The sequence below is a fragment of the Variovorax sp. GW458-11-26-14-LB1 genome (assembly GCF_059423965.1).
Map to the genome: position 1 here is coordinate 109,742 of NZ_JBWKYW010000012.1, position 20,481 is coordinate 130,222.

Below are 20,481 nucleotides of genomic sequence, written 5' to 3' on the forward strand. Positions count from 1 at the left end.
ACCTCGAAGAACACCATGCTTCCACAGCTGTATCGCCATCGCTGGATGGACGAAGACACCGACGCGTTCCGCGAACAGGTGCGCCGCTATATCGCGAGCGAGCTCTCGCCGCACCTGGACGGCTGGCGCCGCCAGGGCTTCATTCCGCGCGAGGCCTGGCGCCCGTTCGGACAGATGGGCTTCCTGCTGCCCGAACTCGACGAAGCCTACGGCGGCGCCGGCGCCTCGCTGGCCTGCCAGATGGTGGTGCAGGACGAGCTGGCCAAGGCCGAGTTTCCCGCCAACACCGGCGTGCACAACCTGGCGGCGCACTACATCCTCGACTACGGCACCGAGGCGCAGAAGCAACGCTGGCTGCCGAAGCTCGCCAGCGGCGAGATGCTGGCCGGCATCGCGCTCACCGAGCCCGGCTGCGGCTCAGACCTGAAGGCGCTGCGCACGCGCGCGCGGCGCGACGGCGACCACTACGTGATCGACGGCGCCAAGACCTTCATCACCAACGGCTTCACGGGCAACCTGCTGGTGGTGGCGGTGCGCACCGGCGAGGCGGGCAGCCGCGGCGTGTCGCTGATCGTTCTGGAGACCGAAGACCTGCCGGGCTTTCGCGTGGGACGCCGGCTCGAGAAGCTGGGCCAGCATGCGTCGGACACCGCCGAGCTCTTCTTCGACGGCGTGCGCGTGCCGGCCGACCACCTGCTGGGCGGCAAGGAAGGCGACGGCTTCGTGCAGCTCATGAGCCAGCTTTCCTACGAGCGCCTGTTCCTGTGCGTGCCGGCCGCCGCGGTGATCGAACGCGCGGTGGAGCTCACGGTCGAGTACACGCAGCAGCGCAAGGCCTTCGGGCAGGCCGTGTTCGATTTCCAGAACACGCGCTTCAAGCTCGCCGAGTGCGCGACCCTCGCGCACGTCGTGCGCACCTTCGTCAACGACTGCATCCAGCGCATGGTCGACGGCACGCTCGACCAGGAGGCCGCCTACATGGCCAAGCTGTGGTGCACCGAGCAACAGGGCAAGGTCCTGGACGAATGCCTGCAGCTGTTCGGCGGCTACGGCTACATGGTCGAGTACCCGATCGCACGCATGTATGCCGACGCGCGCGTGCAGCGCATCTACGGCGGCACGAGCGAGATCATGAAGGACCTGATCGCGCGCAAGCTCGGCGCATGACAGTACCCCGTCGAGGGTGCGCGCGACCACGGAACGACAACGCGCCCTCGCCGGTCGACATACGGCCCGCCTCCGGCTGAGCCAGAGGGTATTCCCCGAGCCGGTGTCGGCGAATCTGTCGGCTGGTTGACGGAATCGATGGCCGCTGTTTCCTAGCATGGAGACGCAGTCCCACCCCCTGTCGCAACGGGGGACGCGCCCGGAGGCGCGGGGCCTGCGCGACCCATTCCCAAGGAGACATTCCCGTGAACAGGACATTGCTGCGGCCGGCACTCACCGCATTGGCCCTTCTCGCCCTCGCCGGCACGGCCACGGCGCAAGACGGCGCCGCCTACCCGGGCAAGACGGTGACCATCGTCGTGCCCACGCCGCCCGCCGGCGGCACCGACCTCATCGCGCGGCTGTTCGCCGACGTGCTGGGCAAGGCCTTCAAGCAGAGCGTGATCGTCGACAACCGCGCCGGCGCCAACGGCATCCTGGGCGTCGACTTCGTCGCCAAGGGGCCGGCCGACGGCACGCGCGTGCTGTTCACCTACGCCGCCACGATGGTGATCAATCCGGCGCTCTACAAGAAGCTGCCCTACGAGCCGCTCAAGGACTTCGCGCCCGTCGCGCAGGTGGGCCGCGGCGGCAACCTGTTGCTGGTGCGCAAGGACCTGCCGCCGAACACGCTCAAGGACTTCGTCACCCATGCCAAGGCCAACCCCGACAAGCTGAACTACTGCTCGTGGGGCAATGGCTCGGGCGGCCACCTCACGATGGAAAGCCTGAAGAAGCAGGCCGGCATCTCGCTGCTGCACGTGCCCTACAAGGGCAGCAGCCCCTGCGTGCAGGACCTCATGGGCGGCCAGGTGGACGCTGGCTTCGCCGACATCTCCTCCACCATCGAGGTGGTGAAGGCCGGCCGGGTCAAGGCCCTGGCCTACAGCGGCCCCGATCGCCTGCCGATGCTGCCCGACGTGCCCACGATGACGCAGGCCGGGTTCCCGTTCAAGAACTACACCTGGTACGGCTTCTTCGTGCCGGCCAAGACGCCGCCCGCCATCGTCAAGCGCCTGAACGAAGAGATCTACCGCGCCCTGCAGGACCCGGCCGTGACCCAGCGCCTGCGCGAACTCAACTTCACCGACCTGCCGCGCCCCACGCCGGAGCAGTTCAAGGAGGTCCTGCGCCAGGATCTGCAGGACTGGAGCGCCCTGGTCAAGTCCATCGGCGTCACGCTGGACTGACGCCCGATCCACCACGACGCCGGGGCCCTGCCCTCGCGCGTCCCGGAGAACATCCCCATGACACAAGAAAAATCCAACCCGTCCGCCACGCTCGGCGGCTTCAACACCCTGCCCGGCCAGGGCAGCCACCTGCCCTTCGACGCGCCGCCCAGCGCCAGCATCGCGGGGCGCAAGCTGTCGGAGTCCACGCACGAGCGGCGCAAGGCGGTGCCGCACCTGCGCGACGATGCACCGAACGTGCTGATCGTGATGCTCGACGACGCCGGCTTCGCGCACCCCGACACCTTCGGCGGCGAGATCCACACGCCCACGCTGACGCGGCTGGCCGGCAGCGGCATCACCTACAACGCCTTCCACAACTGCGGCGTGTGCTCGCCCACGCGCGCGTCGCTGCTGACGGGGCGCAACGCGCACCGCGTGGGCTACGGCCACATCTCCGAATACGCCACCGACTGGGACGGCTACGTGGGCGTCATTCCCAAGAGCGCCGGCACCCTGGCCGAGGTGCTCGGGGCCTGGGGCTACAACACGGCCGCGTTCGGCAAGTGGCACAACACGCCGGCCAACCTCACCACGCAGATGGGCCCCTTCGACCGCTGGCCCACGGGCCACGGCTTCAACCACTTCTACGGCTTCCTGGGCGGCGAGAGCTCGCAGTACGAGCCGCGCCTGGTCGAGAACACCACGCTCATCGAGCCGCCGCGCGACGAGGGCTACCACCTGAGCGAGGACATGGCCGACAAGGCCTGCGGCTGGCTGCGCCGCCACCGCGCCATCACGCCCGACAAGCCCTTCCTGATGTACTGGGCGCCCGGCGCGGTGCACGGCCCGCACCACGTCTTCAAGGAATGGACCGACAAGTACAAGGGCAAGTTCGACGACGGCTGGGACGCCTACCGCGAACGCGCCTTCGCGCGCCAGAAGGCGATGGGCTGGATCCCCGAGACCGCCGAGCTCACGCCCCGGCCCGAGACGCTTGCCAGCTGGGACAGCATTCCCGAGGCCGAGCGCCCGTTCCAGCGCCGGCTGATGGAGGTCTACGCGGGCTTCCTGGAGCACACCGATGCGCAGATCGGCAAGGTCGTCGACGAGCTGGAGCAGCTCGGGCTGCGCGACAACACGCTGGTGTTCTTCGTGTTCAGCGACAACGGCGGCAGCGCCGAAGGACAGAACGGCACCGTGGTCGAGCTGCTGGCGCAGAACCGCATCTCCACCAAGATCTCGCAGCACCTCGAGTTGCTGGAAGGCCTGGGCGGCCTCGACGCACTGGGCGGACGCAAGACCGACAACATGTACCACGCCGGCTGGGCCTGGGCCGGCTCCACGCCGTTCCAGAGCACCAAGCTGATCGCCGCGCACTTCGGCGGCACGCGCACGCCGCTGGTCGTGTCGTGGCCGCGCGGCATCCGGCCCGACACCACGCCGCGCGCGCAGTTCCACCACGTCAACGACATCGCGCCCACGCTCTACGACATCCTGGGCATCACGCCGCCCATCGAGCTCAACGGCGTGCGGCAGGATTCGCTGGACGGCATCTCGATGGCCTACACCTTCGCCCATCCGCAGGCCGAGGGTCGCAAGGGCGTGCAGTACTTCGAGGTGGCGGGCAGCCGCATGGTGCACCACGACGGCTGGACCGCGGGCGTGTTCGGCCCGCGCATTCCGTGGGTCGCGGGCGCCGCGCCCGGGCTGGCCACCTGGGACCCGGACAACGACGTCTGGGAGCTGTACCACGTCGCGAAGGACTACGCGCAAGCGCACGACCTGGCGCAGGCGCAGCCGGCCAAGCTGGCGCAGATGAAGGAGATGTTCGCCGTGCAGGCGGGCATCAACCACGTCTATCCGCTGGGCGCGATCTACCACCTGACGCTGAAGCCGCAGCACCGCATCGCGCCCCGGCATACCTCGTGGCACTTCAGCGGCGACATCTCGCGCATTCCGGAGAACTGCGCGCCCAACATCAAGACGCGCAGCCACACGGCCACCGTCGATGCCACGCTGAGCGAGCGCGCGAGCGGCGTGCTGTTCGCGCTGGGCGGCTTCAACGGCGGCATCTGCCTGTACCTGGACGACGGCCACCTGGCCTACGAATACAACATGCTCGGCATGTACCGCTTCAAGGCACGTTCGCCCGCGCGCATTGCCGCCGGACGCCATGCGATCGAGGTCGAGTTCACGATGAGCGACGGCACGGCGCCCCAGCGGCCCGCGCGCGCCGTGCTGCGTGTCGATGGCGTGCAGGTGGCGGCGTGCGACATCGGCGTCACGGTGACGGCCATCTTCTCGGCCTGCGAGACCTTCGACGTCGGCTGCGACCTGGGCTCGCCGGTGGCGGCCGAGTACTTCGAGCGTGCGCCGTTCGGCTTCGACGGGCAGATCCACGATGTCTGGCTGCGCTATGCGGAGGCCCAGTCGTGAGCACGTTGATCACTGAAGCAGACGCCTACGCCATCGGCATCGAGGCCTACACCTATGCCTATCCGATGGTGGTGATGGAGCTGACGCGCCGCGTCGCCACCAACGTCGCGCAGCCGGACGGCGCGCGCGTGCGCGGGCCGATGAACCGCTTCGTGCACGTGCCCACCTACCCCGACGCCGGCTTCAAGGACGTGGTGCGTCCCAACGCCGACACGCTGTACTCCAACATCTGGTACGACGTCGGCGACGAGCCGCTGGTGCTGACGCTGCCGGACATGGGCGATCGCTACCACGTCATTCCGTTCTACGACCTGTGGACCGACGTGTTCGCCACGCTGGGCACGCGCACCAACGGCAACGGCGGCGGCCACTTCGCGCTCGTCGGCCCGCGCTGGCAAGGCACGCTGCCCGAGGGCGTGCGCGCCATCGTGAGCCCCACGGACGTGGGCTGGATCGTGGGGCGCATCCAGACCAACGGCGCGGCCGACTACGCCCACGTGCACACGCTGCAGGCCGGCTTCGAGGCCGTGCCGCTGTCGGCCTGGGGCAAGCCCCATGACCCACCCGCCGGCCACGTTGATGCAGCGCTGGACATGCGCCCACCCGTCGAACAGGTGGCCGCGCTCGGCGCCGGCGACTTCTTCGCGCTCTTCGCCGAACTGCTCCAGCGCAACCCGCCGCATGCCACCGACGGTGCGCTGCTGCTGCGCATGGAACGCATCGGCCTCGTTCCCGGCCGCCGCTTCTCACTGGCCGAAGCACCCGAGGCCGTGCAACGCGCCCTGACGCGTGCCGCGCCCGATGCCTACCGGCGCATGCTCGAGCGCGCACCGGCGATGCGCATGGTGCGCAACGGCTGGAGCCTCGGCAGCAATGTGGGCGTCTACGGCAACGACTACCTGGCGCGCGCCTTCGTCGCCTACGCCGGGCTGGGCGCCCTGCCGCGCGAAGAGGCGATGTACCCGCGCTCGGTCTGCGACAGCGAGGGCCAGCCGCTGTCGGGCACTGCGCGCTATGTGCTGCACTTCGACGCGCACGAGCTGCCGCCGGCCGATGCGTTCTGGTCGCTGACGCTGTACGGCCCCGACCAGTTCTTCGTCGACAACGCGCTCAACCGCTACGCCATCGGCGACCGCGACGCGCTCGCCTTCAACGCCGACGGTTCGCTGGACCTGTACATCCAGCACGCGTCGCCGGGCCCGGCCAAGGCCCCGAACTGGCTGCCCGCGCCCGCCGGCCCCTTCAGCATGAACCTGCGCCTGTACGTGCCGCAGGCGCCGGTGCTCGACGGGCGCTGGGCACCGCCCGCGCTGAAACGCCTGCCCTGACCGCACCGACCGCATCGTCTCCCACCCGAAAGGCACTCACTTCATGACCCGTTCCCGCTTCCGCGCGCTGCGCGCGCCCGGCCTGTGCATCGTCGGGCTCCACCTGGCGGCCGGCGCCGCCCTGGCGCAGGCCGACTACCCGAGCAAGCCGATCCGCATCATCGTCCAGTACCAGGCCGGCGGCTCGGCCGACGCGCTCGCGCGGCTGGTGGGCGACGGGCTCGCCAAGCGGCTGAAGCAGCCCGTGCTGGTGGAGAACCGCAGCGGCGCCGGTGGCATCATCGGCACCGACTACGTGGCCAAGAGCGCGCCCGACGGCTACACCGTGCTGCTGTCGGTGCCGGGCCCGATCGCCGCGAACCTGGCGCTGTACAAGAAGCTGCCCTACGACCCGCGCACCGACCTGCGCCACGTGTCGGACATCGCGAGCACGCGCACGATCATGGTCGTGCACCCCTCGGTGCCGGCGCAGGATTTCAAGAGCCTCGTCGAGGCCGTGCGCAAGGCGCCCGGCAAGTACGCGATGGGCTCCTGGGGCCCCGGCGTGCAGCCGCACCAGATGCAGGTCTTCATGGACAAGACCTACGGCACCCAGACGCTGCACGCGGCCTACAAGGGCGAAAGCCCGATGGCGGTCGACCTGCTCAGCGGCGTGATCCAGATGACCGTGGGTTCCATCAGCACCTTCCAGCCCTACGTCGCGGCCGGCAAGCTGCGCGCCATCGCCGTGCCGGGCGCGCAGCGCGCCAAGGCCGCCCCTACGGTGCCGACCTTCGCCGAGCAGGGCTACAAGGACGACATGTTCATGCTCATGGCGCCGACCTCGCTGCTGGTGCCCGCCAAGACACCCGATGCCATCGTCGAGAAGCTCAGCCGCGAAGTCGCCGCGGTGGTGAAACAGCCCGAGGTGCAGCGCCGCATCGAGGACATGGGCGCCGAGCCCATCGGCAACACGCCGGCCGAAGCCTCGGCGGCCTACAAGGCGTTCCTGCCCGTGTCGCTGAAACTCACGCGGGCCACGGGCGTCACGCTGGACTGATTGCGCCGCTTCCCGAGAACCGTGCATCACCCGCCTCCCGATTTCGAACCCCGGGTGTACACCCCGCAGCGCATTGCCGCGGTCGTCGCCACGCTGGCCTCGGACGGCATCCCCGCCGCACAGGCATTGGCCGGCAGCGAGCTCGACGAGGCCGCGCTGCGCGAACCCGGCACGCGCGTGTCGTATGCGCAGACGGTCACCGTGCTGCGCAATGCGCTCGCGCTGGCACGCAACCCCACGGTGGCGCTGCGTGCGGGCGCGCGCATGCACCTCACGGCCTACGGCATGTGGGGCTATGCATTGCAGAGCAGCCCCACCTTCAGCGCGTTGATCGAGTTCGCCATCACCTACCGCCGCGCCATCGGGCCGCTGGCCGACATGCACCACGACCCCGCGCGCGCGCCCGGCACCTGCAGCTTCGAGGTGCTGGTGTCGCCCGACCCGCGCGACCCGCTCTACCGCTTTGCGCTGGCCTTCACCTTCGCGGCCCACCTGACGCTGGCGCGCGACCTGTACGGCGATGGCTTCGGCTTCACGGGCCTGCGCCTGGCCTGCCCCGCGCCCGAGCACGGCGCCAGCGTCTGGGAGGCGTGGTTCCAGTGCCCCGTGCAGTTCGACCAGCCCGACAACGCACTGCAGTTCGACGAGGCCTGGTGCACGCGCGCGCCGCGCCTGCACGATCCGCTCACGCACGCCATGGCCAGTGAGAGCTGCCAGCAATTCGTGGCCGGGCTCGCGCATGCCGGCGGCATCGCCGCGGCGGTGCGGCGCACGCTGGTGGAGCAGATGCCGTGGCGTTTTCCGAGCATCGAGTCGATGGCCCGCACGCTCGCGCTGGAGCCGCGCACGCTGCGGCGACGGCTCGCCACGCATGGCACCACGTACCGGTCGATCCTCAACGAGGTGCGCCTGCGGCTGGCCATCGAGTACCTGCGCAAGACCCGCATGACCACCGAGGAGATCGCGGAGCGCCTGGGCTACAGCGAGGCCGCCAACTTCAGGCACGCCTTCGTGCGCTGGACCGGCACCAGCCCGCACGCCTACCGCCTGGCCTGCGCGCCGTGCTGAGGCTTCAGCTCAGTCTTCCGCGGCGATGCGGTGCAGCCGGGGCAGGTCGACCACGGTGACCAGGCGGTAGCCCTCGTTGCAGCCGAGCACGCCCTCGTCCTTGAACTGCGCCAGTTCCTTGCCGACGGTCTGGCGCGACACGCCCAGCATGTTCGCTAGGTCGGTCTGCGACACGCGCAGCTCGGTGTCGCACGGCGCGCCACTCGCGTCCCCGTAGCGATACACCATGTTGAGCAGCGTGATCGCCGTGCGCCGGCGCACCGAGCCCAGCACCTGGTCCTGCAGGATCTCGGCGCTCATGCGATAGCGCCGCAGCATGGTCTGGGCGATGCTGCGCCACAGCACCGGCTCCGCATCGAGGATGCGCCGCATGGCCGCACCGGGGATGTGGATGATGTGCGAATCGGCGCGCGCATCGAAGGCGAAGATGGGCTGCATGTCGTCGATGAGATGCACCATGCGCGTGATCTGGCCGGCCCCGAGCACCGAGAGGATGTACTTGTCGCCGGCCGCGTTGGTGGCCGCGATCTCGATCGAGCCCGACACGATCACGAACACCTCCCGCTGGTGGTTGCCGCGGCTCACGAGCGGCGTGCGGCGCCGGTAGTGCCTGGCGCGCGCGGCGTTCGCCAGCTCGCGCAGCCGGTCTTTCGGCCAATCGAGAAACACCGCGCACGTGCTCAGCCCGTGCTCGATCTCTTCCCTTGTGCTCTGCGATACGGGTTGCGGGTATTCCATGGGATGACTCAGCAAAAACTGTTGCCTGGTTGACGGATTCGAAGAGCAGCGATTCCTATCATAGGACTGGCCAATCAAAGAACAACGAGGAACTCCCTAAGTGAGACATGCACGTTCCCTGCCTGCACGCCTGACGCTGTTTCGCAGCACCGCGGCGCGTTCGTTGATCCGGCTTCTTGCGTCGCCCATGCGACGCGATGCGCGAACGACGAGGCCCCTGCGCAGCATGCGCGGCTCGCGCGACGCGATGCGAATGCCGTGATGCGCGGCCACACGCCCTGCGCGCGCGGCTAGAGGCCGCACCCCTTTTTCCCGAAGTCCCCGAAGGGCACCCGCCCTTCGGAACACCCGAGCCCTGGAACGCAGCGATGCGCACCAGCGGACTCGTTCATCCCTGAAGAAGCAAGCAAAGCAAGACCTGCCATGAAACATCACTCCCTGGCCGCATTGGCTCTCCTCACCGCCGCCGGTACCGCGTCGGCGCAATCGTCCGTGACCGTGTTCGGCATCGTCGACGTCGGCATCAGCCGCTACACGTCCAAGAGCACGTACCACAGCCCCAACCCCTTCGCACTGCCACCGGCGAACGCCTCGGGCGGCAGTGCGAAGACGAGCCAGACCGCGCTGTCGAACTCGGGCTATGCGGGCAGCCGCATCGGCTTTCGCGGCACGGAAGACCTCGGTGGCGGCCTGGCGGCGAGCTTCTGGCTGGAGTCGGGCATCACCAACGACGACGGCGCCAAGGGCATCACCAACTTCAACCGCCGCTCGACGATGAGCCTGTCGGGTCCGTTCGGCGAACTGCGCCTGGGCCGCGACTACGCCGCGACCTTCTGGAACGACACCGTCTTCGATCCCTTCGGCACCAACGGCGTGGGCACCAACCTCATCGCCAACATCAACAGCCGCATCGCCGCCATCGCCGGCCCCGGCTCCGTGGTGGCCGCGACCGACAACTACATCCGCACCGGCAACTCGATCGGCTACTTCCTGCCGCCGAACCTGGGCGGCGTCTACGGCCAGCTGCAGTACACGCTGCACGAGAACACCAAGCGCAGCGACCAGCCCGGCACGCCGTCGGCCAAGGGCCGCTACGTGGGTGGCCGCCTGGGCTATGCCAGCGGGCCGCTCGACCTGACCATCGCCTACGGCCAGAGCACGGCCGCCGACAGCACCACGCTCAACGCGCTGGGCATCGCGACCGCCACGCAGGAGCGCAAGATCGACGCGCTGAACCTGGGCGCGTCGTACAACTTCGGCCCCGCCAAGCTGTTCGCCGAGGTCTCGCGCGTGCAGGACAAGAACGAGACGGGCACGCTGCAGAACCTGCCGGGCCTGGCGGTCCCGTTCATGAACACCGCCACGCGCAAGGACAAGTACAACGGCTACATGCTGGGCGTGACCGTGCCCGTGGGCCCGGGCCTCATCCGCGCGTCGTACGCCTCGGTGAAGTACAAGAACGGCGCACCGGCCGCGACCGACCTGAACAGCCTGCTGTGGGGCCTGAACGGCAACCGCGACACCACCGCCAACCAGATCTCGCTGGGCTACGTGCACAACCTGTCCAAGCGCACCGCGCTGTACGCCTCGGTGTCGCGCATCCGCATCAAGGACGGCTGGAACAACCCCGGCGTGATGGGTGCCATCACCGGCGGCTCGGCCGCCTACCTCACGGGCGGCACCGCCCAGGCCGCGGGCTGGGCGCCGCGCTCGTCGATGGGCTACGACTTCGGCATCCGCCACGCGTTCTGAGCGCATGCGAAAAGAGGTACCCATGGCTTTGAAACACCTGTCGCCGCTGCTCATGGCGGCCCTGCTCGCGAGCGGATGCGCCACGGCGCCCGCGCCGACCACCTCGGCCGCCGACGTCGGCGAAACACGCCCGGGGTCGGGCTATCTCAAGGGCTACCTGGCCTCGGCCGAGATGCCCGACAGCCTCGCGCTGCTGCCGCCGCCGCCCGAGGCGAATTCGGCCGCGCTGGCGGCCGACGTCGCCGCGTTCCGCAGCCTCACCGCGCTGCAGGGTTCGCCGCGCGGCGCGCTCGCGGTGCGCGATGCCAACCTGCGCTTTCCGGAGGCGGCCTCCACCTTCTCCTGCGCGCTGGGCGTGCGCATCTCCGAACAGCAGACGCCGCACCTGAACATGCTGCTGCGGCGCACGCTGGCCGATGCCGGCGGCGCCACCTACAAGGCCAAGGAGAAGTACCAGCGCACGCGGCCCTTCGTGGCGCTGAAGGCCGCCAGCTGCACGCCGAAGGAAGAAGCGCACCTGGCCAAGGACGGTTCGTACCCCTCCGGGCACTCGGCGCTGGGCTGGGCCTGGGCCCTGGTGCTGACGGAGCTCGCGCCGGAGCGCGCGGACGCGCTGCTGCAGCGCGGCCGCGCCTTCGCGCAAAGCCGCGGCATCTGCGGCGTGCACTGGCGCAGCGACATCGAAGCGGGACGCCTGATCGGCGCGGCCACCGTGGGCCGGCTGCACGCCAACCCGGTGTTCACGGCGCAGATGGGCGCGGCGAAGAACGAGATCGCGCAGGCACGCAGCCGCCCGGACAGCGCTCCGCCCGCGGCCGACTGCGCGGCCGAGGCGAATGCGATCGCGGGCTCCGCGGCGCTGACGCCCTGAGCACGCGCCCCCTCGATCACCTCGCCCACGGCCAGCGTGTGTGCGGGTTGTCGAGGGGAACGCTGCGTGTGCGAAGCGGGTAGCCTCGCCAACTCCAACCACTCCAAGGAGACCTCGCATGCGCCATCGTTCCGTTCTGTCATGGGGTGCCGCGGCCTCGGCGGTCGCACTCCTCGCTGCATGCGGCGCCATGTCTTCGGGCAAGGACGCCAACCCGATGAGTTTCTTCATCACGAGTGCCAACCCCGGCAAGGGCGGCGACCTCGGCGGCCTGGCCGGCGCCGACCGCCAGTGCCAGGCGCTGGCCGCGAGCGCCGGTGCGGGCAGCAAGACCTGGCGCGCCTACCTGAGCGCCACCGAAGCGGGCGGCCAGCCCGCCGTCAACGCCCGCGACCGCATCGGCGCCGGGCCGTGGCGCAACGCCAAGGGCGTGGTCGTGGCCACCAGCGTGGCCGACCTGCACAGCGCGAACGCCAAGCTCGGCAAGGACACCTCGCTGACCGAAAAGGGCGAGGTGGTCTCCGGCTTCGGCGACCCGGTCAACCGGCACGACATCCTCACCGGCTCGCGCCCCGACGGCACGCTCGCGCCGGCCGCCGCCGGCAAGGACACCACCTGCGGCAACTGGACGCGCAGCGTCGACGGCTCGGCCATCGTCGGCCACCACGACAAGAAGGGCACCAACCCCGACCCGGTCGCCAATGCCTCGTGGAACGCGTCGCACGGCACGCGGGGCTGCAGCGTCGACCAGCTCAAGCAAAGCGGCAGTGCCGGCCTGATGTACTGCTTCGCTGTGAACTGAACCTGCAGGGCAGCGCCCCGGCCCGTGCGTCGATCCACGGGCGGGCGCGCTGCGATGTGCCACAGACGACCCATCGGAGGACTTCATGATCCAAGCCACCAAGCCCCTTCGTGCAGCGCCGCGGCGCCTGCTTCTCTGCCTGGGTGCCGCGGCACTCGGCCTGGGCGCCTTCGGGGCAAGCCCCGCGTGGGCACAGACGGCCTGGCCCAGCAAATCGGTCACGCTGCTGATCGGCTTCCCGCCCGGCGGGCAGACCGACTTCGCCGGCCGCGTGTTGACGAACGGCATGCAGGGCGCGCTTGGCCAGCCCGTGGTCATCGACAACAAGGCCGGCGTGAACGGCAACATCGCGTCGGTTGAACTGATGAAGGCGCCGCCGGACGGCCACAAGCTGCTGGTGGGCAACGGCTCGATGACGATCATGCCGCACGTGTACACCAAGCTCGGCATCGTCGATCCGCAAAAGATGACCCCCATCGGCATCATGCTGCAGTCGCCGCTGGTGCTGGTGGTGCCCGCCACGTCGCCGATCAAGACCTACGCGCAGTTCGCCGAAGAGGTGAAGTCGCGTGCCAAGAGCGGCAAGGGCATCGACTACGGAACGGGGGGCGCAGGCTCGCTGATCCACGTCACCATGGAACTGCTGCGCGAGCGCCTGGGCAACCCGGCGATGAACCATGTTCCCTACAAGGGCAGCAGCCCGGCGATGGTCGACCTGATGGCCGGCCGCCTCGACGCCATGTTCGACGCCACCTCCGTCGTCGCGCCGTTCGTGAAGTCGGGTCAGCTGCGGCCCCTGCTGGTGACCAGCGACAAGCGTTCGCCGATGCTGCCGAACGTGCCCACCGCCGCGGAAAGCGGCATCAAGGACTTCAGCATCATCTCCTTCATCGGCCTGTACGGGCCGCCCGGGTTGAGCCCCGAGGTCGTGAAGAAGGCCAACAGCGCGATGAACGCGGCACTGAAGGAGCCGACCGTCGTCAAGAGCATCGTCGATCGCGGGGACGAGCCCGGTGGCGGCTCGCCCGAGCAGCTCGGCGCGATGACCCGCGACCAGTACAAGATGTGGGGCGCCGTCGTGAAGGCGAACAACATCACGGCCGACTGAGCTTCGGCCCCGCGCCTCGCATCAGGCGCTGAGCACCTCGCGCAGGTGCTCGACAAAGGCGCGCGCCGCATCGGGCAGGCGCCGCCCCGCCATGCTCTGCACCTCGAAATGCCGCTCGTTCATCTCGCGGTCGCGCAAGGCGCGCGCCACGATCGTGCCGTTCTCGAGCTGCTGGCGCAGCGCGAGCTCGCCGCAGAAGGTCACGGCCTGGCCGTGCGCCGCGTAGTGCACCAGCGGGTAGAGGTGATCGCTGGTCAATGCCGCCTCGAGCGGCAGGCGCTGGCGGGCGCAGCTGATGTTGAGCAATTGGCGCAGCGTCGACGTGGGCGCCGGCAGCGCGAGCGGGTAGTGGACCACCTGCGCCAGCGACACCTGCCGCCGCTCGGCCAGCGGATGCGAAGGCGCCATCACGGCGCACACGGGCGAGGGGTGCCGGATCTCGACGTCCAGCCCGTGCTCCGAGCCCAGGCTCACCGTCACGCCGAGGTCGACCAGGCCTTCGCGCACGCGGCGCGCCACCTCGCGCTGCACGCACATGTCGAGCGAGAAACGGATGCCGGGACAGCGCGCCTGGAACGCCGCCACCAGGGCCGGCAGGAACTCGTAGGCGAAGCCCTCGGTCGCGGCCACGCGCACCTCGCCCTTGCGCAGGCCGCGCAGCGCGAGGATGTCGTCGGTCACGCGCTCGATGTCGAGCCAGGCCCGGCGCGCGTGCGCCGCCAGCAGCTCGCCGGCTGAGTTGAGCGCCATGCCGCGGGCGCGGCGCTCGAACAGGAGGGTGTCGAGCTCGCGCTCGATCCGGCCGATCTGGCGGCTCACGGCCGACGGCGCCACGTTCAGCCGCACGGCCGCCTCGGTGACCGAGCCGACGCGCGCCACCTCCAGGAAGTAGCGCATCGACTCCTCCTGGAGCACGCGCTGGTTGATCGGGCGTTCGGTGCGCGCCCCGGTGCGGGCGGAGGCTGAAGGCTTGGAAGTGGGCGATTTCATCGGCGTGGTCTGCGTTGCGCCAGCAGCAACGCAACCTTCCAATCATTGTGCTTGCTACACCGCAGGGCGTGCCCCAGCATTTCCCCTCCCCCTCTCTCCTCTTCGCTCTACTGAAGGACCTGTCAATGAACGCTCCCCGTTCGCAAGCGCCGCAGCGGCGCTGGTGCTGTGCCGTCCTCGCGGGCCTGGCCGCCTGCCTCGGCATGGCCATGCCCGCGCAGGCACAGGCGCAATTGGCCTACCCGACGCGCCCCGTCACGCTGGTGGTGCCGTACCCGCCCGGCGGCAGTGCGGACACGGTGGGACGCCTGGTCGGCCAGCGCCTGTCGGAGGAACTGGGGCAGCCGGTGCTCATCGACAACCGCCCCGGCGCCGGCACGGCGGTCGGCGCCGCGTTCGTGGCCAAGGCATCGCCCGACGGCTACACCCTGCTGCTCGGCTCGGGCTCGACCCTCACCATGAACCCGGCCATCCGCCCGAACCTGCCCTACGACGCCCTGGGCAGCTTCGAGCCGGTCGCGATCGTCGCGCGCATTCCGCTGATCCTGCTGGCCAACAAGAACGTGCCCATCGGCAACGTCAAGGAGTTCGCCAGCGCGGTGCGCGCGGCGCCCGACAAGTACTCGTACGCATCCTTCGGCACGGGCACGTCCTCGCACTTCACCGGCGAGATCATCCTGCAGGCGGTGGGCGCGAAGATCATGCACGTGCCCTACCGGGGCAGCGCGCCGGCCATGACGGACCTGATCGGCGGCCAGGTGCCGTTCTCGGTGGACACCGTCACCGCCGCCATTCCGCAGCTCAAGGGCGGCAAGGTCAAGGCGATCGCCGTGACCACCCGGCAGCGCTCCTCGCAGCTGCCGCAGGTCCCGACCTTCGCCGAGGCGGGCTACCCCGAGGTCGATGCTGACACCTGGATCATGGTCGTCGCGCCGAAGGGCACCCCCGCCCCGGTGCGCGAGCGGCTGGAGAAGACACTCGCCAAGATCGTCGCCACGCCCCAGGCCCAGGCCGCCCTGCAGGCCCAGGGCGCGGAGCCGGCCTTCGCCGGCGCCGCCGCCTTGCTCGCGCAGATCGAACGCGAACTTCCGCTCATGCGCGCCGTCGCCCGGCGCGCCAACATCCAGGCCGACTGAGTGCGGCACATTCCGAAAGCCATGACCCCACTTTCCTCTTCCTCCTCCTCCGAGCTCGTCGAACTCTCCGCCGTGGAGCTGCGACGGCTGATCGGCACGCGCGCCCTCTCGCCGGTCGAACTGCTCGAGGCCTGCATCGCACGCATCGAACAGCTCAACCCCCTCGTCAACGCCGTGACCGCCACCTGCTACGAGCGCGCCCGCGCCGAGGCTCGCGCCGCGGAGCGGGCCGTGAAGAGCGGCGAGCCCCTGGGCCTGCTGCACGGCCTGCCGCTGGGCGTGAAGGACCTCGAGCCGACGGCGGGACTGCTGTCCACCATGGGTACGCCCGCCTTGCGCAACCATGTGCCGTCGAACGACATCGAGCTGGTGCGCCGCCTGCGTGCCGCCGGTGCGATCGTGGTGGGCAAGACCAACGTGCCCGAGATGGGCGCCGGCGCCAACAGCCGCAATCCGGTCTGGGGGGCCACGGGCAATCCCTTCGACCCCAACCTCAACGCCGGCGGTTCGTCGGGCGGTTCGGCCGCGGCGCTGGCGCTGGACATGCTGCCGGTGTGCACCGGCTCCGACACCGGCGGGTCGCTGCGCATCCCGGCCGCCAAGTGCGGCGTGGTGGGCCTGCGGCCTTCGCCGGGCATCGTGCCCAGCGTGCGCAAGAGCCTGGGCTGGTCGCCGATCTCGGTGGTCGGCCCGATGGGACGCGATGTGGCCGACGCCTGCCTCCAGCTCGCGGCCACGGCGGGCCCGCATCCGGGCGATCCCTTGAGCTATCCGCTGGATGCGTCGGCCTTCGCGCGGCCGGCGCCGCTGGACCTGTCGCGCCTGCGCGTGGCCTGGACCACCGACTTCGGCCTGTGCGATGTCGACCCGTCGATCCGCCGGATCATGCACGACCGCATGGCCGCCATGCGCGGGCTCTTTGCGGCCTGCGACGAGGTGCGCTTCGACCTGGGCGAAGTGCACCGTTGCTTCGACGTGCTGCGCGCGGAGGCCTTCGTCGCCGGCATGCGCGAAGCCTACGAACGCGCCCCCGAGAGCCTGGGCCCGAACCCGCGCAGCAACTACGAGATGGGCGCGCGCATGAGCCTGCCCGACGCGGCCTGGGCGCAGACGGAACAGACGCGCATCCTCCAGCGCTTCCAGAAGGTGTTCGAGAACTACGACCTCGTGCTCTCGCCCACGACGCCGGTGTCGCCTTTTCCCTGGACGCAGTCGCATGCGCTGCAGATCGACGGCCGCCCGCAGGAGAACTACTACCGCTGGCTCGCACTGACCTACGTGGTGACGCTGACCACCCACCCTGCGATCAGCCTGCCGTGTGGCACCGACGAGCGCGGCATGCCGTTCGGCCTGCAGGTGGTGGGGCGCTTTCGCGGCGACCTCGCGCTGCTGTCGGCCGCGCAGGCGATGGAACAGGCCTTCGCGCCCGACCCGCGGCTGCGCCGGCCGCGGCCCGATCTCGCACGCCTTCGCAAGGCCGAGCCGGCCCTCGACTCGATCGTGACCGCGCCGCCCGACGACCGGCACGCCAGCGTGCCCAGCGACGGCGCCCCGGCGCCGGTGGTCTGAGGTCCGCGCCGCGTCAGGCGCTTCGCTTCAGCAAGGTGGCCAGCAGGGCCAGGGCCCCGGTCAGCTCGTCGAAGCCGGGGCCGCCCAGGCAGATCCGCAGGCCGCTCGCCTGGTCCTTCGGGTTCGCCATCAGGGTCTGCGGCGGGGTGAGCTTCACACCGGCTTGCGCCGCCGCGGCCACGACACCCTCGGCGGCATCGCGTCGCATCGGCAGCCAGACGTTGTAGGCATCGGGATGCCAGACCAGTTCGCCGGCACCGAGCAGCGAGACGGCCAGCCGAGAACGCCGCCGGGCCTCGTGGCGCAGATCGCGCTGGACCGAGGCGACGACGCCGGTGGCCAGCCATTCGTCGACCACCGCGCAGGAGAACGCCGACGGCGCCATGGGCACGTCCTGCAGCAGCGCCTGCGCGGGGCCGCACAGCTCGGGCGGCAGTGCCAGCACGCCGACCTGCAATCCGGGGCCGAGCGACTTGGAGAGCCCGTTCACGTGCAACGCGATGTCGGGCGCCAGTGTCGCCAACTGGGGCAAGCCGTCGGAGGCCGCCGCGTACACGCCGTCTTCGATGATCCAGGCGCCCGCGCGGCGGCACACCGCCACGATGGCCCGCCGTCGCTTCGCGCTCATCGTGGCCGTCGTCGGGTTGTGCAGCGTCGGGGTGAGATAGACCGCCGTGCCACCGGCGGGCGCCGCGCCGTCGAGCGCCTGTGCGAGCGCCTTCGGCACCATCCCTTCCGCGTCCATCTCGACGCCCTGGATGCGATACCCCTTGCGCCGGGCCAGCGCGAGGGCGCCGGGGTAGGTGATCCGTTCGGTGAGCAGCACGCCTTGCCGACCGCACACCAGGTCGAAGGCCAGCGACAGCGCCTGGCGTGCGCTGCTCATCAGGACCAGCTGCGACGGATCGACGGCCAGGCCGATTGTCTCGAGCCAGCGGGCGAGAACGCGGCGATGCTCCAGGTGCCCGCCGGGTGGCGCGTACAGGTTGAAGTGATCGGCGTCGATCTTGCGCGCGATGCCCGTCAGCGTGCGCGCCAGCACGCGCGCACCGAGCGCGGCCGGCGGCGCATTCGACGACAGATCGATCTGCCGGTCGCCATGCGCCTGATGGATCGCCACGAACGTCCCCCGGCCCTTGACGCTGCGCGTCAGGCCCCTGCGCTCCAGGATCGCATAGGCCTTCGTCACGGTGCCCAGGCCGATCTGCAGCGTCTTCGCCAGGTCCCGATGGGCAGGCAGGCGATCGCCGCCTGCGAGCCGCCCCTCGACGATGTCGTCGGCCAGGGCCAGCACCACCCGCTCGGTGGCATTCGTGCCGTTGCTTGCCAGACGGGGCGTCCAGGAGGATCGAAGGAGCACGTGCGCGGCCTCGCAAATAAAAGTGTCACGTGACACTTTTTGAATATCTCAATAGTGTAACTTTCACCGCACGGCCTCTATCGCACTGAAGGCCGCTGAAGACACCCTTGGTTTTGGAGCACCCGCATGGCCGTCAGCCAGATCGCACTCGTCTACGGGACGTACCTCATCGCCACCGCCAGTCCGGGGCCGAGCAACATGGCCATCATGGGCACCGCGATGCGTGACGGCCGTCGCTCCGCGCTCGCACTTGCGGCCGGTGTTGTCACAGGCTCGCTCTTCTGGGCGATCCTGGCGGCGACCGGCGTTTCCGCCGTCCTGACCGCGTATGCGCAGGCACTCGTCGTGCTCAAGATCGCCGGCGGCCTCTACCTGCTGTACCTGGCTTTTCGCGCGGGCCGGTCCGCCATGCGACTTGGCGCCGACGCGATGAAGAACAGCGCAGAACGCGGCGCATTGCGCTACCGCACCCTCTACCGCCAGGGCGTGCTCATGCACATCGGCAACCCGAAGGCGATCATGTCGTGGATCGCGATCATCTCGCTCGGTGTGCGCCAGGACGCACCCGCCGGTGGGTTGCCGGCGATCGTGGGCGGCTGCGTGCTTCTCGGCATCATGGTGTTCGGCGGCTACGCGATCGTCTTTTCCACCGCCTCGATGATCGCGCTGTATGCGAGGCTGCGACGCTGGATCGAAGGCGTGCTCTCGGCGGTGTTCGCGGCCGCGGGGCTCAAGCTGCTGGTCTCGCAGAATTGAATCCAATGAATCCCAGCGAAAGACCGAACGCATGAGCATCACCGTCCACATGGTCGACGTCTTCGGCGCCGGCCCGCTCTCGGGCAATCCGCTGGCGGTCGTCACCGGCGCCGACGCGTTCGCCACGCACGACATGCAGCAGCTGACGCGCTGGTTCAACCTCTCGGAAACCGCGTTTGTCTTCGCACCCACGCACCCGGAAGCGGACTACCGCGTGAGGATCTTCACCCTGGACCGGGAGATGCCTTTTGCAGGGCACCCCACGCTCGGAAGCTGCCACGCCTGGCTCTCGGGCCAGGGCGCGCCCCGGCACGCCACGGTGATCACGCAGGAGTGCGGCGCGGGGCTGGTCCAGATCCGGCGCGACCAGGGACGGCTCGCGTTCGCCGCGCCGCCGCTGATCCGCTCGGGCGCGCCGACCCCGGCCGAACTCGAGGACGCGCGGCGGCTGCTGGGCATCGAAGCCGACGACATCCAGGACGCCGCCTGGATCGACAACGGCCCTGGCTGGCTGGGAATCCGGTTGGCGTCGGCAGACAAGGTGCTGTCTCTCGATCCGGCCCGACGCTGGCCCACGCGCATCGACGTCGGCGTGGTCGGCCCTCATGCCGAGGGCGGTGGCGCGGCCTTCGAAGTGCGCGCCTTCTTCACCGACCATCTGGGCGCCATCGTCGAAGACCCCGTCACGGGAAGCCTCAATGCCTCGCTCGCGCAGTGGATCTTCGCCACAGGCGTGGCACAAGACGACTACGTCGCCGCGCAGGGCACGCGCCTGGGCCGGCAGGGCCGCATCCACCTGGCCCGCGACGACGCCGGCCAGGTCTGGGTCGGCGGCGACACGCGCACGCACGTCAAGGGCGAACTGGACGGCCTTTGATCCGTTCACGCAAGGCCTGCACAGACTTCACTCTGACTTCACCTGCGTTGCGCACACTACGTTTCGACAGCGGTTCGGCGCTGGTAGAGGCAAGGGGAAGAAAAAAGTAGCTCAGGGAAACGCCTCGATGCCGACCGCTGTCACCTTTCATCGCCCATCGACAAAGGCGCAGGCGCACTCATCGCAAGAAAGGGCCACGGGCCAAGGATTACCATCGGCCGGGCGCACGCCGCGCCTCCCACGCCCATGACCGTCGCCACCGCCCCTGTGCCC

General features: G+C 69.8%; 17 protein-coding genes. 14 read left to right on the top strand and 3 right to left on the bottom strand.

Annotated features, from left to right (window positions below; genetic code table 11):
• The first annotated feature begins 15 nt into the window (after positions 1-15).
• From AC07YS_RS11095 to AC07YS_RS11120, 6 genes are all read left to right on the top strand, one after another.
• Complete coding sequence (locus AC07YS_RS11095) at positions 16-1,167, top strand: acyl-CoA dehydrogenase family protein (RefSeq protein WP_495267700.1); 1,152 nt, start codon at positions 16-18, stop codon at positions 1,165-1,167.
• A gap of 245 nt (positions 1,168-1,412) precedes the next feature.
• Positions 1,413-2,396, top strand: a complete 984-nt coding sequence (locus AC07YS_RS11100; RefSeq protein WP_495267701.1) for a Bug family tripartite tricarboxylate transporter substrate binding protein — start codon at positions 1,413-1,415, stop codon at positions 2,394-2,396.
• 57 nt (positions 2,397-2,453) lie between these two features.
• A complete protein-coding gene (locus tag AC07YS_RS11105; protein WP_495267702.1) occupies positions 2,454-4,814 on the top strand; it encodes an arylsulfatase in 2,361 nt (786 codons plus the stop codon).
• A complete protein-coding gene (locus AC07YS_RS11110) occupies positions 4,811-6,142 on the top strand; it encodes a DUF1254 domain-containing protein (RefSeq protein WP_235926698.1) in 1,332 nt (443 codons plus the stop codon). The genes AC07YS_RS11105 and AC07YS_RS11110 overlap by 4 nt, the downstream gene beginning before the upstream one ends.
• Before the next feature lie 43 nt (positions 6,143-6,185).
• Positions 6,186-7,181 (top strand): Bug family tripartite tricarboxylate transporter substrate binding protein, encoded by a 996-nt coding sequence (locus tag AC07YS_RS11115; RefSeq protein WP_495264049.1) that lies wholly within the window; start codon positions 6,186-6,188, stop codon positions 7,179-7,181.
• 21 nt (positions 7,182-7,202) lie between these two features.
• Positions 7,203-8,249, top strand: coding sequence for an AraC family transcriptional regulator (locus AC07YS_RS11120; RefSeq protein ID WP_495267703.1), 1,047 nt, complete (start codon positions 7,203-7,205; stop codon positions 8,247-8,249).
• Between the two features lie 9 nt (positions 8,250-8,258).
• Here the strand turns inward: AC07YS_RS11120 and AC07YS_RS11125 are convergent, their stop codons facing one another.
• A complete protein-coding gene (locus AC07YS_RS11125; protein ID WP_082817968.1) occupies positions 8,259-8,987 on the bottom strand; it encodes a Crp/Fnr family transcriptional regulator in 729 nt (242 codons plus the stop codon).
• 423 nt (positions 8,988-9,410) lie between these two features.
• Between AC07YS_RS11125 and AC07YS_RS11130 the strand changes: the two genes are divergently transcribed.
• From AC07YS_RS11130 to AC07YS_RS11145, 4 genes are all read left to right on the top strand, one after another.
• Positions 9,411-10,739, top strand: a complete 1,329-nt coding sequence (locus AC07YS_RS11130) for a porin (protein ID WP_495267704.1) — start codon at positions 9,411-9,413, stop codon at positions 10,737-10,739.
• A gap of 22 nt (positions 10,740-10,761) precedes the next feature.
• A complete protein-coding gene (locus AC07YS_RS11135; protein WP_495267705.1) occupies positions 10,762-11,610 on the top strand; it encodes an acid phosphatase in 849 nt (282 codons plus the stop codon).
• Between the two features lie 118 nt (positions 11,611-11,728).
• Positions 11,729-12,412, top strand: coding sequence for a hypothetical protein (locus AC07YS_RS11140; RefSeq protein ID WP_495267706.1), 684 nt, complete (start codon positions 11,729-11,731; stop codon positions 12,410-12,412).
• Positions 12,413-12,497: 85 nt separating this feature from the next.
• The gene (locus AC07YS_RS11145; protein WP_495267707.1) at positions 12,498-13,520 is read left to right on the top strand and encodes a Bug family tripartite tricarboxylate transporter substrate binding protein; all 1,023 of its coding nucleotides are present in this window, start codon (positions 12,498-12,500) and stop codon (positions 13,518-13,520) included.
• A 21-nt stretch (positions 13,521-13,541) separates the two neighbouring features.
• Here the strand turns inward: AC07YS_RS11145 and AC07YS_RS11150 are convergent, their stop codons facing one another.
• Positions 13,542-14,417 carry a LysR family transcriptional regulator gene (locus AC07YS_RS11150; RefSeq protein WP_370869953.1) on the bottom strand — a complete coding sequence of 292 codons (876 nt, stop codon included), beginning with the start codon at positions 14,415-14,417 and terminating at the stop codon, positions 13,542-13,544.
• Between the two features lie 218 nt (positions 14,418-14,635).
• Here AC07YS_RS11150 and AC07YS_RS11155 point away from each other — a divergent pair, with 218 nt between their 5' ends.
• Both AC07YS_RS11155 and AC07YS_RS11160 read left to right on the top strand, forming a co-directional pair.
• Positions 14,636-15,646: a Bug family tripartite tricarboxylate transporter substrate binding protein gene (locus tag AC07YS_RS11155; protein ID WP_495267708.1), complete on the top strand. Its 1,011-nt coding sequence runs from the start codon at positions 14,636-14,638 to the stop codon at positions 15,644-15,646.
• 21 nt (positions 15,647-15,667) lie between these two features.
• Complete coding sequence (locus AC07YS_RS11160; RefSeq protein WP_495267709.1) at positions 15,668-17,215, top strand: amidase; 1,548 nt, start codon at positions 15,668-15,670, stop codon at positions 17,213-17,215.
• Between the two features lie 13 nt (positions 17,216-17,228).
• On the opposite strand, the gene AC07YS_RS11165 is transcribed toward AC07YS_RS11160, so the two are convergent.
• Positions 17,229-18,575 (bottom strand): aminotransferase-like domain-containing protein, encoded by a 1,347-nt coding sequence (locus AC07YS_RS11165; RefSeq protein ID WP_495267710.1) that lies wholly within the window; start codon positions 18,573-18,575, stop codon positions 17,229-17,231.
• Positions 18,576-18,701: 126 nt separating this feature from the next.
• Between AC07YS_RS11165 and AC07YS_RS11170 the strand changes: the two genes are divergently transcribed.
• Together AC07YS_RS11170 and AC07YS_RS11175 are read left to right on the top strand one after the other, a co-directional pair.
• Positions 18,702-19,331 carry a LysE family translocator gene (locus tag AC07YS_RS11170; protein ID WP_495267711.1) on the top strand — a complete coding sequence of 210 codons (630 nt, stop codon included), beginning with the start codon at positions 18,702-18,704 and terminating at the stop codon, positions 19,329-19,331.
• Between the two features lie 31 nt (positions 19,332-19,362).
• Positions 19,363-20,208 (top strand): PhzF family phenazine biosynthesis protein, encoded by an 846-nt coding sequence (locus AC07YS_RS11175; RefSeq protein WP_495267712.1) that lies wholly within the window; start codon positions 19,363-19,365, stop codon positions 20,206-20,208.
• Positions 20,209-20,481: the final 273 nt, after the last annotated feature.

Excerpts from the sequence above, each read along its gene's own strand:
- AC07YS_RS11140 (WP_495267706.1), top strand. The coding sequence starts at position 11,729 with ATGCGCCATCGTTCCGTTCTGTCATGGGGTGCCGCGGCCTCGGCGGTC.
- AC07YS_RS11105 (WP_495267702.1), top strand. The coding sequence starts at position 2,454 with ATGACACAAGAAAAATCCAACCCGTCCGCCACGCTCGGCGGCTTCAAC.
- AC07YS_RS11155 (WP_495267708.1), top strand. The coding sequence starts at position 14,636 with ATGAACGCTCCCCGTTCGCAAGCGCCGCAGCGGCGCTGGTGCTGTGCC.
- AC07YS_RS11145 (WP_495267707.1), top strand. The coding sequence starts at position 12,498 with ATGATCCAAGCCACCAAGCCCCTTCGTGCAGCGCCGCGGCGCCTGCTT.
- AC07YS_RS11170 (WP_495267711.1), top strand. The coding sequence starts at position 18,702 with ATGGCCGTCAGCCAGATCGCACTCGTCTACGGGACGTACCTCATCGCC.
- AC07YS_RS11160 (WP_495267709.1), top strand. The coding sequence starts at position 15,668 with ATGACCCCACTTTCCTCTTCCTCCTCCTCCGAGCTCGTCGAACTCTCC.
- AC07YS_RS11125 (WP_082817968.1), bottom strand. The coding sequence starts at position 8,987 with ATGGAATACCCGCAACCCGTATCGCAGAGCACAAGGGAAGAGATCGAG.
- AC07YS_RS11150 (WP_370869953.1), bottom strand. The coding sequence starts at position 14,417 with ATGCGCTACTTCCTGGAGGTGGCGCGCGTCGGCTCGGTCACCGAGGCG.
- AC07YS_RS11115 (WP_495264049.1), top strand. The coding sequence starts at position 6,186 with ATGACCCGTTCCCGCTTCCGCGCGCTGCGCGCGCCCGGCCTGTGCATC.
- AC07YS_RS11175 (WP_495267712.1), top strand. The coding sequence starts at position 19,363 with ATGAGCATCACCGTCCACATGGTCGACGTCTTCGGCGCCGGCCCGCTC.
- AC07YS_RS11130 (WP_495267704.1), top strand. The coding sequence starts at position 9,411 with ATGAAACATCACTCCCTGGCCGCATTGGCTCTCCTCACCGCCGCCGGT.
- AC07YS_RS11135 (WP_495267705.1), top strand. The coding sequence starts at position 10,762 with ATGGCTTTGAAACACCTGTCGCCGCTGCTCATGGCGGCCCTGCTCGCG.
- AC07YS_RS11095 (WP_495267700.1), top strand. The coding sequence starts at position 16 with ATGCTTCCACAGCTGTATCGCCATCGCTGGATGGACGAAGACACCGAC.